The sequence below is a fragment of the Enterocloster citroniae genome, assembly GCF_040545455.1.
GTDB lineage: Bacteria > Bacillota > Clostridia > Lachnospirales > Lachnospiraceae > Enterocloster > Enterocloster citroniae.
The window spans coordinates 1-13,926 of the sequence record NZ_JBEPLZ010000006.1; the positions used below are offsets into that span (position 1 = coordinate 1).

Below are 13,926 nucleotides of genomic sequence, written 5' to 3' on the forward strand. Positions count from 1 at the left end.
TTTTTTTCTTTTTAGAGGATAAATTTCAGGGGCAGGCGTGACTCGCATGAGTCACGCCTGCCCCTGTTCGGAACCATCTATTTCCCGACAGCCCCTTTTCATTTCCATACAAAATTTTGAGTCCTCTCCAGTTTCATCCGCACCGCCAGCGGACACTTCTTCACACACTGCCCCACCACTGAAGGCACTCCTATTTCCGTATTTCTGTCCCCGTCAATTTTTCATAATACCTTGCTATGGCACTGTGGTCATTTTCCCCCAGTCCGTCCGCGTGCAGGTTCTGCATTATCTCCATCACCTGAGCGGTGAGGGGGAGCGGGGCGCCGACTCCGTGGCCAGTCTCCAACGCATTCCCCAAATCCTTGATGTGAAGGTCGATCTTAAACCCGGGAGTAAAATTTCCCCCTGTGATCATAGGAACCTTGGCATTCATAACCGTGGAACCGGCCAGACCGCCTTTGATGGCATCAAAAACTTTAAGGGGATCCACACCAGCTCTGGTGCTTAGCATGAAGGCTTCCGATACCGCTGCAATATTAAGGGCTACAATTACCTGGTTTGCCAGCTTAGCGGTATTTCCGGCGCCGATATCCCCGCAGTGGACCGCGCTTGCCCCCATGGTCATGAGCACATCATAGACCTGTTCAAATACCTCCTTTTCACCGCCTGCCATAATGGAAGGGGTGCCGTCTATAGCTTTAGGCTCACCTCCCGACACGGGCGCATCTATCATTTTTACACCCTTTTTTTCGCATTCCCGGCATATCTCCTGAGATGCCAGGGGCGCGATGGAACTCATATCAACCAGAATAGTACCCGGGGCAGCCCCTTCCAAAACTCCGTCCGTTCCCAGGACCACACTCTTAACATGGGGGGAGTTGGGCAGCATTGTGATAATAAGGCTGCACTGAGCAGCTGCATCCTTGGAGGAGGAAGCCGCCTTTGCACCACCTTTTACTACTTCATCCACATTGGATCTAACCACATCATATACGATCAATTCATGTCCTGCCTTCAGCAGATTCCTAACCATGGGTTTTCCCATGATCCCCAAGCCGATAAATCCTATTTTCATCACTTTTTGCTCCTTTTTATATCTGTGTACTCTCGGGGATTCCGAGAGTACACATCTTTTCCTGTCACAACTCTGCCATCTCCATGACCGCCTCCATAATGGCTGCCTTTGTCAGGCCGTGGAACTCCAATACCTCCTGATAATTGTGTCCGCTGCATCCGAAGGTATCCTTGATCCCTACCATCTTCATGGGTTTGGGGTTCCCGCAGAGTACCTCGGCCAGGGCGCTTCCCAATCCGCCTGTAACATTGTGTTCCTCCGCTGTTACCACAGCCCGGCAGCCTTCTGCCATTTTTCTCACAGCTTCTGCATCCATGGGTTTGATGGTGGAAACATTGATGACCTTTACGGATACGCTTCCCTCCAGCTCTGCGGCCGCTTCCAGGGCGAGTCCTGTCATATATCCGGTGGCAAACAGGGCAATATCCGTTCCTTCCTTCAGAACACCGGGCACGCCCAAGGTGAATTTCTCTCCCTCTTTTGTCACATTGGGATAATCATTCCTGTTCAAGCGCAGATAACAGGGACCGTCCATGGCTGCTATGGCCTTTACCGCCTCCACAGTCTCATTGGCGTCCGCCGGGCAGACGACTGTCATGTTTGGCACTGCACGGAAAATAGCCAGGTCCTCCACGCACTGATGGGTGGCGCCGTCTCCAAAATCGGATAATCCCGAAGATGATCCGCAGATCTTTACATTCAGTTTTCCTATGGCAATGGTCTGGCGTATCTGATCATAGGCCCGCCCGCCTGCAAACACTGCAAAAGAGTTGGTGAACGGGATCTTTCCTGTCTGGGCCAGACCTGCCGCCACGCTGGTCATATTGGCCTCCGCGATCCCCATTTCAAAATGCCTCCCGGGAAATTCCGTCTCGAACAGCTTCCCCATGGTGGACGCTCCCAGATCCGCATCCAGCACCACGATCCGCTCATCCTGTCTTCCCAGTTCCACTAATGTATTGCCATATGCAACTCTCTGATTTGTATACCCCATTTCTATGCCTCCTGTTCCTGTTCGGTTAATTCCTGAAGCGCCTGTCTGTAGGTCTCCTCTGTCAGCATCCCGTTGTGGTAACCCACCACGTTCTCCGCAAAGCTGACGCCCTTTCCCTTGACCGTGTTGGCTATGATGGCCGTGGGCACTCCCTTTACCGTCTCCGCCTCGTCCAATGCCCCTAAGATCTCTCTCATGTCATGTCCATTGATCTCGATCACATGCCAGCCAAAGCTCAGGAATTTTGCCATGATATCCCCTGTGTCAAACCTCTCCTTGGTCTTACCGTTGGCCTGCAGCCGGTTCCTGTCCACAATGGCTGTCAGGTTGTCGGCCTTAAAGGCGCTGGCCGCCATGGCTGCCTCCCAGATCTGGCCCTCGGCGATCTCGCCATCCCCTACCAGCACGTAAGTCCTGCTGTCCAGATGATCCAGCCTCTGTCCCAGGGCCATGCCCAGGCCAATGGAGAGCCCTTGTCCCAGGGAACCTGTGCCGGCCTCGATACCGGGGGTCTTCTGCACATCCGGATGCCCCTGCAGGTAGGAGCCGATCTCCTTGGTATGCTTTAGATCCTCCACAGGGAAATACCCGCTCTCCGCCAGTGCCGCATACTGAAGGATCCCAACATGTCCCTTGCTTAACAGGAACCTGTCCCTCTCCTTCCATTTGGGATTTTTCGGATCATGCTTCATCTTATAAAAATAGAGTGCTGCCACTATATCCGCTGAAGAGTTAGACCCTCCGATGTGGCCGGCCACTCCCACTCCCATGCTGATGATCACATCCCGTCTCAGCTTTTGGGCCTTTTTCTTTAATCCTTCTATCAGTTTTTCATTTTCTATCAGTTTTTCATCGTATCCCATCACGGATCCCATCCTTTCCCAGAGCGTGTTTATGATTTATTTCCAAACAGTCCTCACTCCTGATCCACCATTACTACCTTGATCAGGTTACCCGGATCCTTTGCCAGCTTTTCAAAATAGGCAGGTGTTTCCTCCATACTTACCTCTTTGCTTATGAGCGGGGCCACATGGATCCTGCCCCGGTTCACAAGATCGACCACGGTCCTAAACTCCTCATAACCGTACAAGAACGACCCCTGGACGGACAGTTCCCTTGTAACGATCTCCTGCATGTTGACCGCAACCATGGGTTTGTTATTGCCTATCCAAATGGCTTTGCCTGCAAACCTCAGAGCAGACATGGCCTGCTGTACCGTAGGTTCTGCGCCTACTGCTTCGATGGCCACATCCACACCCTTGCCACCTGTCTGTGCAAGAATTTCCGCCTTCCATCCGCTGCTTCCCGGGTTGACGGTCACATCCGCCCCCATCTCCCTGGCAACCTTTAGACGGTGATCGCTTAGATCAGACTGGATGATCCTGGCGGCCCCCTTCATTTTTACACATGCCAATGCCAGCAGTCCAATGGTTCCTGCACCAACGATCAACACGGTTTTTCCTTTCAGTTCCCCTGCATGCTCCACGCTCCTGTACGCAACCGCCAGGGGCTCAAACAGGGAACCCACTGAATAGGAAACCTTATCTGATAAGGAAAAACAGCATTTTGCGGGCACGCAGATATATTCCGCAAACGCTCCGTTCACATCCAGAACACCAAAGGCCCGTTTATTCAGGCACAAGTGGACCATACCCTTTTTGCACATTTCACAATTTCCGCAAAAGTCTACCGGATAGACAGAAACCCTGTCTCCAGGCCTTAATCCGTCTACATCCGCTCCCAGCGCTTCTATTTCCCCGGCGAATTCATGCCCCATTATCATTGGCGCTGTCCTCCTGCCTGTGATGCCCAGATAACCGTGCACATCACTTCCGCAGATACCGCATGCCTTTACCCTGATCTTTACTTCTCCCCGCCGGGGCGCTACATCCGGTACGTCCCTGCAAGTGAGGGTATTGGGTCCCTCATAAACAATTCCTTTCATCCTGATTCCTCCTGTCTTCCTTATCCTTACCGATTCGACCCATTCCCATATGGCCTATATCAGGAATGTGGTTCATCCACACAGTCATCTGACCATCTCCCCGGTTGGCCCAGGCATAATATGGAACAGCCCTCAGTTTTACCGGTTCAAAATAGCACCCGGATACAGGCCGATACAGTCTGCCCTTCCACTGTTCCCGGTCCCGCCTGATGCCCTGTACCTGGACGGTACAGATTCCTCCCAAAAGCCCTTCTTCAAAGTTCACCTCAAACCGGCTGTCACTGGTCAGGGTACAGTCAAACAGATCCGCACCATTATCCGCTTCCTCCACGCAGTAAACCAACGGACCATATTGAATAGCGGTTTTACCGCAATCCATCCTGACTCCCGGGTGTGCCTCCACTAATACCGGCTGCATTGGCAGGCTTAAATTCAGTTGTCCATTCCTGTTCCATTTTTTTCTTACATAAAGATACCCTCTGTCTTCCCAGATATCCGCATCCTCTGTCTCCAGTGCGGGCTGCCCGGCCCATTCCGGTATCCGGAAAGCCAGGGCCCATGCCTCGTCCAGGTCTGTCTCTACCGTCACAGAGATATCTCCCTTCCATGGATAGGCTGTCTCCTGCCGGATGACAACCCTTTTATCCTTAACTTCAATATCAGCCCTGCCTTCCTGGTAGAGGTGCACGTATACCGCCTGTCCCCCGTCAGCCAGTTCCCCCTGGGTATACTGGTAACCGCTGAGGGATTCCAGCAGTCTGGCCAGGTTCATGGGGCAGCAGGATACGGCAAACCAGCGCTGACGCTTAGGAAGCATACGCGGGTTCTTAATGATCCTGTCCCGGAACATTTCCGGATGGGCAGCCAGATGATTCGCATAGAAAAAGCGGTCACCGCTAAGTGAAACCCCGCTGAGCACCCCATTGTACAATGCCCGTTCCATCACATCCCCATATCTGCGGTCCGGTACCACCTGAAGCATCCTGAATCCCCACATTACCATGGCAACAGATGCACATGTCTCATGATATGATTCTTCATTGGGGAGCTGGTAATCAAAGTTGAACCTCTCGCACCCATCCTGTGAACCTATGCCTCCGGTAATATACATTCTCTTTAATGTAACATTATCCCATAGACGGACGCATGCCTGCCATAGGCTCTTATCTCCGGTCTCTGCCGCCACATCCGCCATACTTCCTCCCATATAAGCCAGCCGGACTGCATGACCTTCCGCCGTCATCTGTTCCCTGACAGGCAGATGAGCCTGAAACAGTGCATATGGGCCCTGTGCCAGAAAACTCTTCCCTAATATCCCCTTTGGTCCGCCGTCCTCCGGGTCCCTTCCCTGCTGTCTTGCCTCCTCCTCAAAAAAGTACGGCTGCTTTCCTCTCTCATTCAGGAAATACGCTGCCAGTTCCAGATAGGTCTGATTTTTAGTCAACCGATACAGCTTTACAAGGGCCAGTTCTATCTCCTGATGGCCTGGATATCCATGGATCTGACCGTCTGCCGGACCGAATACACGGTTAATATGATGGGCATACCGCTCTACGATATCCAACAGTTTTGTTTTTCCCGTGGCCTCATAATATGCAACAGCTGCCTCGATCAAATGCCCGGCACAATAAAGTTCATGCATGCGGTGGACATTGGTCCAGCGTTTTCCAGGTTCAACTACCGTATAATAGGTATTCACATATCCATCGGGCATCTGCAGCCTTTCAAAGTCATCAACGATTTCATCAATGACTGCTTCTGTCTCCGGATCTCTCTGATACCAGAGGGCATAGGATGCTCCCTCAATCCATTTTGCCAGATCAGAATCCCAGTAGTGATGCGGCCTGGGGACTTTTTCCCCATCTGTCAGATTCTCCTCCAGGACACCATCTATGGTAAACACGCCCTTTGCCGGGCCACTGTTTTCCACGGGATCATAAATACATTTTATTGAATCCACCCTGCCTGAACTCCTGCATTGCTCATATTCAGCAGGAAGTGTTACCTGTTCGTTGATCTCCTGTCTCTTCTTCCAGAACCCTCCTGTAAATCTTACCTTTTTCCAGCTTACAGGGAGGGATCTCTGCCATCTCTCATTCATATATTCATCCTTTCATATTCCTTGTCTGGGCGCACTCATCCTTTTACCGCACCAGCCGTAATACCGGTGATAAGATACTTTTGAAGACATATAAATATCAAAAGCACAGGTATGGTCAAAATAACCGCAAATGCCATCAGGCTGTTCCACTCGATCCCATATTCCCCTATTGCCTTATACATATTAACAGTCAGAGGATATAGGCGGTCTGTCTTAATAAAGGTGAGGGCTCCCATCAGGTCCCCCCATCCCCAGAGAAAGGTAAATGCAGCCGAGACTACAATGCCGGGATACGTAATGGGTACCATGACTCTCCAGAACACCTGGAACCGGCCGCACCCGTCAATAATAGCGGCGTCCTCCAGCTCTTTTGGAATATCCAGAAAATATGGCCGGAGTGTAATGATACAGAAAGGAATACTGTGCAGGCAGGTAAAAATAACAGGCGCTGCCAGGGTGTCTAATATTGCTATCTTTTTAAATGTCATAAAAAGAGGGGAGAGGAACAGCACGGTGGGCAGCATCTGTGTAATAAGGATCGCCAGCAGTACCGCCCGGTTGATACTCAGTTTAAAGCGGGCCAGACCATACGCGGACAGGGTGGCCAGCAGTGTAGATATGACAGTTGTGGCTGCTGCTATAACAAAACTGTTCCTAAAGCTGATCCAGATAGGTACGCTTCCTCTGACAAACAACTGGGAAATATATCCCTCAAGTTCAATCTTCTTAGGAAAAAAGGTTGGAACCTCAGCAAAAATTTCTCTGGAAGATTTGAGGGAGGTGATCACCATCCAATAGATGGGAAACAAAAATAAGATCAGAACAGCAAGTGCGATCAGATTAAACAGTACCTGTTCCCGTTTTTTCCGTTTATCCATGTTACATCACCTCATCTTTCTCCATTAATTTCAAATTAAATATGGCAACTACCAGTAAGAGGATCAGCATAATATTGGCCACTGCTGCCCCCTGTCCAAATTCAAAATTGGAGAATGTCAGTTTATAAGAGGCTGTTGCCAGTATCTGTGTGGAATCTAAGGGACCTCCGTTTGTCATAATGTAGATCAGGTCAAATGCCTTAAATGTATAGATAAACCCAAGTGTCACCACACTGAGGATGGTGGGCTTAAGCAGTGGAAGTGTAATATGGCGGAATCTCTGGATGCGGTTTGCCCCGTCAATGGCAGCTGCCTCAAACAGCTCTTCCGGCAATGTAGTCAGCCCTGTGGCAAGCAAAAGCATGTTAAAGGGCACGCCTCTCCAGATATTGGTAATGATCAGGGCTGTCATGGCTCCCCTTTCCGTGGTCAGCCAGGAAACCGGCGCCTTAACAATATGCAGCTGTGTCAGGAAATAATTCAAAATGCCGGAACCGTCCCCTGCAAATATCCATTTCCATACAGAGGCAAATACAATAACAGGAACCAGCCAGCACACCATCAAGAGGCCCCTGGATATCTTGCTGAGCCTGAATGCCTTGGAAAACAGAAGGGCCAGGGCAAACCCTATTACAAACTGAAATATAATGGACATTACCGTAAAATAGATCGTGTTCCATATGGCCTTTCTCACCATTGGCATGGCCAGGACTTCCTTGTAATTCTCAAGGCCGATAAAGGGCTGTCCTCCCCGGAAGGTTTCCAGCGTTACTTCATGAAAGCTCATACTCAAGTTGTATATTAACGGATATATTACGATCAGTGCCAGAAACACTGCTGCTGGAAGAATAAAACAGTATCCGGCCATAATCTCCCGCTTTGTATATCTGTTATAAATGGGAACTTTTTTCTTTCTTATCATCAATGATCACCGCTTTCCAACTCATTTAACGTGATTTTTGGCATAAAAAGTGCTGCAAAGCACAATTGCCATGTGTTTGCAGCGCTTTGTTATATATCTTGTTTTATTATAATCCTGCTATGGATGCACCTGCATCTTTGGCTGCCTGTTCCGGATCCTTGGCTCCAAGCACAACCGACTGCCACATCTCGATCAGAATATCGCTGATCTTATTATAATTTTCCACCGGCATTGCCACTGCATAATCCTGCATTTCCACAAATGTCCGTATAGGTTCTTTAGCAAAATACTCAGATTCTGCAGCTACATCTTTTCTGGACGGAATATAATTCTCGGCCTCACTGTACTTTACCATGACCTCCGGCCTGTTCATATATTTGACAAATTCCCAGCTTAGATCCACATTTCCCGTATTGGAAATTGCAAAATTATGGCCTCCCAGAACGGTCTTAAATCCGGCGTTTCCCTCAGGGATCTTGGCCACGCCAAATTCAAAACCGGCATCAGCCTGAATCGAACTGAGACGCCATGGACCGTCAACGATCATTGCGGTTTTGCCTGCAATAAACTGGTTTGCATTATCACCGGAATTATAGTTCACCACTTCCGTACTCATGTACTGGTTTTCCACCATTGTCTCATAGAATTTCAGCGTTTCTACTGTCTCGGGAGAATCAATATGGTCTACATCAGAGCCGGATCCCCATATAAAGGGCCACATCTGGAACGTGGTATCTGTTGTCTGGCTTCCCGCCACACCAAATCCATTGACCCCAATTTCCTTTAGTTTCCCACATGCCTCAAGAACCTCATCCCAGCTTGCCGGGACCTCTGTCACACCTGCTTTATCAAGTAATTCCTGATTATAATAAAGACACAGATTATTGGATGTAAATGGAAGGCCATAATACCTTCCTTCATACTGGTTCTGTCCCAGGATGCTGCTATAATACTGGTCCAGCTCCAGTTCTGAATTAACATGGTCCGTGATATCTGCCAGGATTCCCATTTTTGCATAAGTAGCGGTATCTGTGTTGTCCACATCCATTACATCCGGAAGACTGTCGCTGGCCACCATGATATTGATCTGCTTCCTGGAATCCGCCAGAGGCATATACTGAATCTCCACCTGTATCCCGGTTTCAGCTGTAAAATCCTCGATGCATTGATAAAGAACCGCCTTTTCTTTGGGATATGTTAAAAGTAATGTGATCTTTTGATCCCCCCCATTCTGTGATGCAGCTGCCTGCTCTGTGCTTTCCTCCCGGCCTTTTTCCTCCTGCACAGCGGCCTGGTCTTTTCCCCCGTCAGACTTTGCGCCACACCCCATACAGATTCCTGCCGCCATTGCGACCGCTGCTGCCGCCCATAACCATTTGTGTTCTTTTCTCATTGAAATCCCTCCCTGTTTATTTTCTGATTAAAGAATACCATCTCCTTATCTTTTTTCCCATTCTACATTTCTAAGAAAGGTGTCCAAAACAAACGTTACATCTGGATATATTCCTTGGGGCTTTTTCCCGTATACTTTTTAAACACCTTACAAAAATATTTTACATCCAGGTATCCGCTCTGTTCAGCTACTTCGTAAATCTTCATATTGTTGTTTCTTAAAAGCTTTTTTGCATGCTCGATCTTAACCTGGGTGCAGTATGCCGTGTACTTGATTCCCAGTTCCCGTACAAACAGAGTGCTCAGATACTCAGGAGTAAGGTTAAAACGGCGCGCCATTTCCTCCACAAGAATATTTTCTTTGTATTCCTTTTCAATAATATTTAATATTTCATTAATCACCGCATTATCACAGTGATGTACATTATCTTTATAACGTTTAAATTCGCTCAGAATATTCAACATCATGGTTGCATAGGTGTCCGTGGATATTCTGGTTTTTACCCACTCCAGTACATTCAGATGACTGATCTCCTCATATATTCCATAGCTTGTTTTTCGGATTTCATACAAAATAGCAACTGTCATACACAGCATTGCCTCACGTATATCAGCATAATGGTAAACCTGTTTTTTCAGATACTCCTCAAATTCCCGCAGATCCTCCCGGACTGCTTCCATGTCCAGGTCCGCAATATGACAGATCATATTCCGTTCAATCTCCATTGGATAAATAAACTTACTGCAGGCCACTGTCTTAAGGTTTTCCTCATTTACAATATCCATCTGTATAACGGACAGTCCCCAGTTACTGTTATCCTCCATCACTTTAAGCGCTCTGTAAAATTCACTTAACCTCCCAAGTGGGTATGATACCGCTACAACGGGCTTGTGGAACAGGCTTTTCCCGCGCTTCAGCGCTTCCCGTATCCGCGTTTCAGGGCATGAAAACCCTTGTGGCTCAATTGTATAAAACAGTTTATGCCTATCTCCGGAAAATGAATAAAATACCAAGTCTGCCAGGTAATACTTCATGATTTCCTTCCACTTTTTTCTTCTGATACGGTAAAACCAGTATCCCCTTTCAGCATCAGCAGATATACGCCTCTGCCCGCCATCCTGGTTTCCAGCTCCCTCCGGTAACTCTCGGCTGCATCTTCAGGAACTGAATATAACCGCTCCCATAATTCCTGCTCAGAAAAGGTGGACGGCCGTATCTGATGCTTTTCTTCCCTGATCTTTTGTTCCACCCGTTCCAGCACTTCCCTCAATGTTTTTTTAGTTACGGGTTTTAAGAGATAGTCCACACTCCCAAGCTGAATTGCTTTCTGGGCAAATTTAAAATCAGCAAACCCGCTTAAAACAATAAATTTACACTCATTGCCTTGATTCCTCACCGCCTCCATCATTTCCAATCCATCCATCTGCTCCATCATGACATCCGTGATGACCACATCCGGCTGTTCCCTAGCGATCAGCCGTGTCCCATCTTCTCCATTCCCGGCTGTCCCCACGATATTCCATCTTTCTTCCAGCTGGCTGATCAGGGCTGTAAGTCCCATTAATGACTTTCTTTCATCCTCCACAATTATGATCTTCATCTCATCATCCTCTTTTGCATCACATTTTTGGTATGGTAATTTTAATGGAAGTCCCCCTGTTTACCTCTGAGTGTACTTCCAGCCTGTAGTTATCCCCATAATAAAGCTTCAGCCTGGCCAATACATTTGATACGCCAATAGACGGAGTACCTCCATCATTCCCAAAAACTTCCCCTAATTTATCCGGCGACATTCCCCGTCCATTGTCCATAATGGAAAAACAGATCTCGGTTTCATTTATATGATAAATCTTTATGCGCAGGAGTCCTCCATGGCGTATGTTTGCGTATCCATGGATTATCGCATTTTCAATAAAAGGCTGGAATATCATCTTATGGATATGACAATCCAGGATTCCTTCCTCACAGTCAATCGCATATTCAAAATTATCCATGAATCGGATTTTTTGAAGAAAGAGGTACTTTTTCAGGTACTCCATCTCATCCTTTATTTTAACCACAGCATTGCTTCCACTGATCTGGTACCTGAGGATCTGGGCAAACTCACTGAGCATTTCACTGATCTCATCCTCCCCGTTTTCTATGGCAAGCCAATGGATGGAATCCAGGGTATTATAGATGAAATGAGGATTGATCTGGGCTTCGAGGGCCCTGATCTCCGCGTCTTTTTTCATTTCACTTACCTGCTTGATCTCGTCCATCTGATTATTGATCTGTTTCATCATCTTATTAAACTGATTGGCTATGATGGATATTTCATTTTTGCCTTCCATCTCCATATGGGCGGACATTTCCCCGGCCCTTACCTCCTTCATGGTGTTTACAACCTGCTTAACAGAAGCCGACAACCTTCGGGACAGGATCCATATGAAGAATCCACCCAGTACCATCAGACAAATGGTTATCATCCATATGATCTTTTGGAAATTTCTGATTTCCTTCAGTATGTAGTCATTATCCAGAACACCGGCCAGGCGCCAGGATGTCTTTGGAATATCCACCAGCACCACTGTTTTTTCCTCATGGTTATCTTTTACCAGATGCACATTCCGGCCGTCTCCCAAAACCAGCTGTTCCCATCCGTCCATATCAGTAATATCCGTGCCTATCCTGGACTTGTCATAATGAGAAACGATCCGGTTGTTCCGGTCCACGATAAAATTATAATTCGTATCCCTGTCCGGTGTGATCTGAGCCTCCTGGCATATATCTGAAAGTACCAGTTCATTAACGCCCATGAGAAAGGTTCCCACATACTTGGTCGTGTAGAAATCCATCAGCCGCTTCCGGTATGTGAAAAGATAATAATCCGAGGTTCCCTGTCTGTCATAATACTCTGTAGGAATCCACTCCCCCTTAAGGATCTCCTGTTTTGCCACCTGTGAAAAATACCGGCCATACAGTTCCGGACTTTTTTGGTATAAAGAATCGATCTGAAGCCTGTCCGAACTGAATATTTTTCCATTCTCAGTCTCAACGGCCATGCACCATACCTGAGGCCGGTAGGACATATAGGTCCGCATCTGCTTTCTCAGTTCCTGCTTTACACTCAGCTCCATCTGCCCCTGGGCTTCTTCAAACCGCTCCATCTGATCCAGAAATTTTTCATCTATAATCATCTGATTCACTGCTTCCTCATATCCGTTCAGGGTTGCCGCTATATTGGATGCTGCCTGTCCCACTGCTATACTAAAAAAACCAATGATCTTTTTCTCAATAATATCCGTCAGATACGTATTGCTTATACCGGCCAGAAATACGATCTGCGCTGTAAATAACAAGATAAATACAACAGATATCTGTTTTGTAAATGACTGTTTACTCCAGTATTTTCGTATCCCCTTCATATGTCCCCTGCCTTTTCCCTATTGTGTAACATGTAATTTCCGAAGTGGTTTATGTCCGGATATATTCTCAGAATAACATTTAAATGCACAAGATGAAAGAGGGCGGGGATGATTTATTCATGACATTTTACTTAATCATAAAAAGAGGCAGCCCCCCGGTTTCAATCGCAACCGGCGGTCTGCCTCTTTTATGTTATTCTATATTATTGTCCCATACAATACCCTGTCCCGTACCGCTCCACACATCCCACTTACAGGATCAGCCTTGCGGCTCCATAGATTCCCGCATCATTGCCCAGTGTAGCCAGGCCCAGCTTTCCCTTATGTTTGGAAATGTGCGTAAAGTGGTCATAATGCTTCTGCACAACATCGATCAGGAACTGTCCCGCTTTGGAGACACCGCCTCCAATAACAAAGATCTCCGGATCCACTGTCATGACTGCCATGGACAGCGCCAGGCCCAGATAACGGCCTACCACCTCCATCACCTCCATGGCCAGTTCATCGCCCTCCTTGGCGGCATCCAGCACATTCTTGGCTGTCACGGAGTCGCCAAACCCGCGCAGCTGGGAGGGCTTTTCGCTGGCAGCCATCTTGCGCCTTGCCTCCCTGGCGATTCCCGTGGCGGAGCAGATCTGCTCCACACATCCCACGCCGCCGCAGTTACAGTGTTCCCACTCCTCATCCCGGACATGGATATGTCCGATCTCGCCGCCCAGGCCGTGCTTGCCTGCGATGATCTTCTGGTCAATGATAACAGCTCCGCCCACGCCTGTCCCCAGTGTCAGCATAACAAGGTCGCTGTAGCCCTTGCCGCCTCCCTGCCACATCTCGCCCAGGGCAGCCACATTTGCATCATTGCCGCTCTTTACCGGAATCCCATCCAGAAGTCTGCTCAGTTCCTCCTGAGGGTTCAGATCATGCCATCCCAGGTTCACACAGACTTCCACATATCCATCGGGAAGCACAGGGCCTGGGACTCCCATTCCCACGCCTGCCAGGTCTGCCTTAAGGTCCAGCCCGTGTTCCTTCATCTTTTCTCGGATGGAGGCAGCCACGTCCGGAAGGATCTGGGATCCCCCGTCTTCCTTGCGGGTCTTTACCTCCCACTTGTCAAGCAGTTCACCGGTCACCTCAAACAGACCGATCTTTACAGATGTGCCTCCAATGTCAACTCCGATACACTTCATCCCCATGGTACATACATCCTT

The 13,926-nt window shown here is 48.3% G+C and carries 11 protein-coding genes and 1 pseudogene; all 12 read right to left on the minus strand.

All coding sequences use genetic code 11. The features are described from left to right. Window positions 1-190 precede the first annotated feature (190 nt). Window positions 191-1,090: pseudogene (garR, locus tag ABID13_RS09410) on the minus strand (2-hydroxy-3-oxopropionate reductase); the annotation flags it as partial. 49 nt (window positions 1,091-1,139) lie between these two features. Beyond that, complete coding sequence (locus ABID13_RS09415; RefSeq protein ID WP_007865813.1) at window positions 1,140-2,069, minus strand: transketolase family protein; 930 nt, start codon at window positions 2,067-2,069, stop codon at window positions 1,140-1,142. A gap of 2 nt (window positions 2,070-2,071) precedes the next feature. After that, window positions 2,072-2,932 (minus strand): transketolase, encoded by an 861-nt coding sequence (locus ABID13_RS09420; protein ID WP_207740165.1) that lies wholly within the window; start codon window positions 2,930-2,932, stop codon window positions 2,072-2,074. Window positions 2,933-2,985: 53 nt separating this feature from the next. After that, window positions 2,986-4,014 carry a zinc-dependent alcohol dehydrogenase gene (locus ABID13_RS09425; protein ID WP_048930017.1) on the minus strand — a complete coding sequence of 343 codons (1,029 nt, stop codon included), beginning with the start codon at window positions 4,012-4,014 and terminating at the stop codon, window positions 2,986-2,988. Continuing rightward, window positions 3,995-6,115, minus strand: a complete 2,121-nt coding sequence (locus ABID13_RS09430) for a glycoside hydrolase family 127 protein (protein ID WP_048930018.1) — start codon at window positions 6,113-6,115, stop codon at window positions 3,995-3,997. The genes ABID13_RS09425 and ABID13_RS09430 overlap by 20 nt, the downstream gene beginning before the upstream one ends. Window positions 6,116-6,150: 35 nt before the next feature. Next, on the minus strand, window positions 6,151-6,993 hold the full coding sequence (locus ABID13_RS09435) for a carbohydrate ABC transporter permease (RefSeq protein ID WP_007865806.1): 843 nt from the start codon (window positions 6,991-6,993) through the stop codon (window positions 6,151-6,153). Window position 6,994: 1 nt separating this feature from the next. Continuing rightward, window positions 6,995-7,915: a carbohydrate ABC transporter permease gene (locus ABID13_RS09440; RefSeq protein WP_007865803.1), complete on the minus strand. Its 921-nt coding sequence runs from the start codon at window positions 7,913-7,915 to the stop codon at window positions 6,995-6,997. A 106-nt stretch (window positions 7,916-8,021) separates the two neighbouring features. After that, window positions 8,022-9,308 carry a sugar ABC transporter substrate-binding protein gene (locus ABID13_RS09445; RefSeq protein ID WP_227162503.1) on the minus strand — a complete coding sequence of 429 codons (1,287 nt, stop codon included), beginning with the start codon at window positions 9,306-9,308 and terminating at the stop codon, window positions 8,022-8,024. Window positions 9,309-9,403: 95 nt separating this feature from the next. Further along, the gene (locus ABID13_RS09450) at window positions 9,404-10,132 is read right to left on the minus strand and encodes a helix-turn-helix domain-containing protein (RefSeq protein ID WP_242849253.1); all 729 of its coding nucleotides are present in this window, start codon (window positions 10,130-10,132) and stop codon (window positions 9,404-9,406) included. A gap of 206 nt (window positions 10,133-10,338) precedes the next feature. Beyond that, a complete protein-coding gene (locus ABID13_RS09455) occupies window positions 10,339-10,908 on the minus strand; it encodes a response regulator (RefSeq protein ID WP_048930020.1) in 570 nt (189 codons plus the stop codon). Window positions 10,909-10,927: 19 nt separating this feature from the next. Then, a complete protein-coding gene (locus tag ABID13_RS09460) occupies window positions 10,928-12,715 on the minus strand; it encodes a cache domain-containing sensor histidine kinase (protein WP_048930021.1) in 1,788 nt (595 codons plus the stop codon). Between the two features lie 251 nt (window positions 12,716-12,966). Continuing rightward, entirely contained in the window at window positions 12,967-13,911 is a 945-nt protein-coding gene (locus ABID13_RS09465) for an ROK family glucokinase (protein WP_048930022.1), read from the minus strand. Window positions 13,912-13,926 lie beyond the last annotated feature (15 nt).

Excerpts from the sequence above, each read along its gene's own strand:
- ABID13_RS09415 (WP_007865813.1), bottom strand. The coding sequence starts at position 2,069 with ATGGGGTATACAAATCAGAGAGTTGCATATGGCAATACATTAGTGGAA.
- ABID13_RS09460 (WP_048930021.1), bottom strand. The coding sequence starts at position 12,715 with ATGAAGGGGATACGAAAATACTGGAGTAAACAGTCATTTACAAAACAG.
- ABID13_RS09435 (WP_007865806.1), bottom strand. The coding sequence starts at position 6,993 with ATGGATAAACGGAAAAAACGGGAACAGGTACTGTTTAATCTGATCGCA.
- ABID13_RS09455 (WP_048930020.1), bottom strand. The coding sequence starts at position 10,908 with ATGAAGATCATAATTGTGGAGGATGAAAGAAAGTCATTAATGGGACTT.
- ABID13_RS09465 (WP_048930022.1), bottom strand. The coding sequence starts at position 13,911 with ATGGGGATGAAGTGTATCGGAGTTGACATTGGAGGCACATCTGTAAAG.
- ABID13_RS09430 (WP_048930018.1), bottom strand. The coding sequence starts at position 6,115 with ATGAATGAGAGATGGCAGAGATCCCTCCCTGTAAGCTGGAAAAAGGTA.
- ABID13_RS09450 (WP_242849253.1), bottom strand. The coding sequence starts at position 10,132 with ATGGAGGATAACAGTAACTGGGGACTGTCCGTTATACAGATGGATATT.
- ABID13_RS09425 (WP_048930017.1), bottom strand. The coding sequence starts at position 4,014 with ATGAAAGGAATTGTTTATGAGGGACCCAATACCCTCACTTGCAGGGAC.
- ABID13_RS09445 (WP_227162503.1), bottom strand. The coding sequence starts at position 9,308 with ATGAGAAAAGAACACAAATGGTTATGGGCGGCAGCAGCGGTCGCAATG.
- ABID13_RS09420 (WP_207740165.1), bottom strand. The coding sequence starts at position 2,932 with ATGGGATACGATGAAAAACTGATAGAAAATGAAAAACTGATAGAAGGA.
- ABID13_RS09440 (WP_007865803.1), bottom strand. The coding sequence starts at position 7,915 with ATGATAAGAAAGAAAAAAGTTCCCATTTATAACAGATATACAAAGCGG.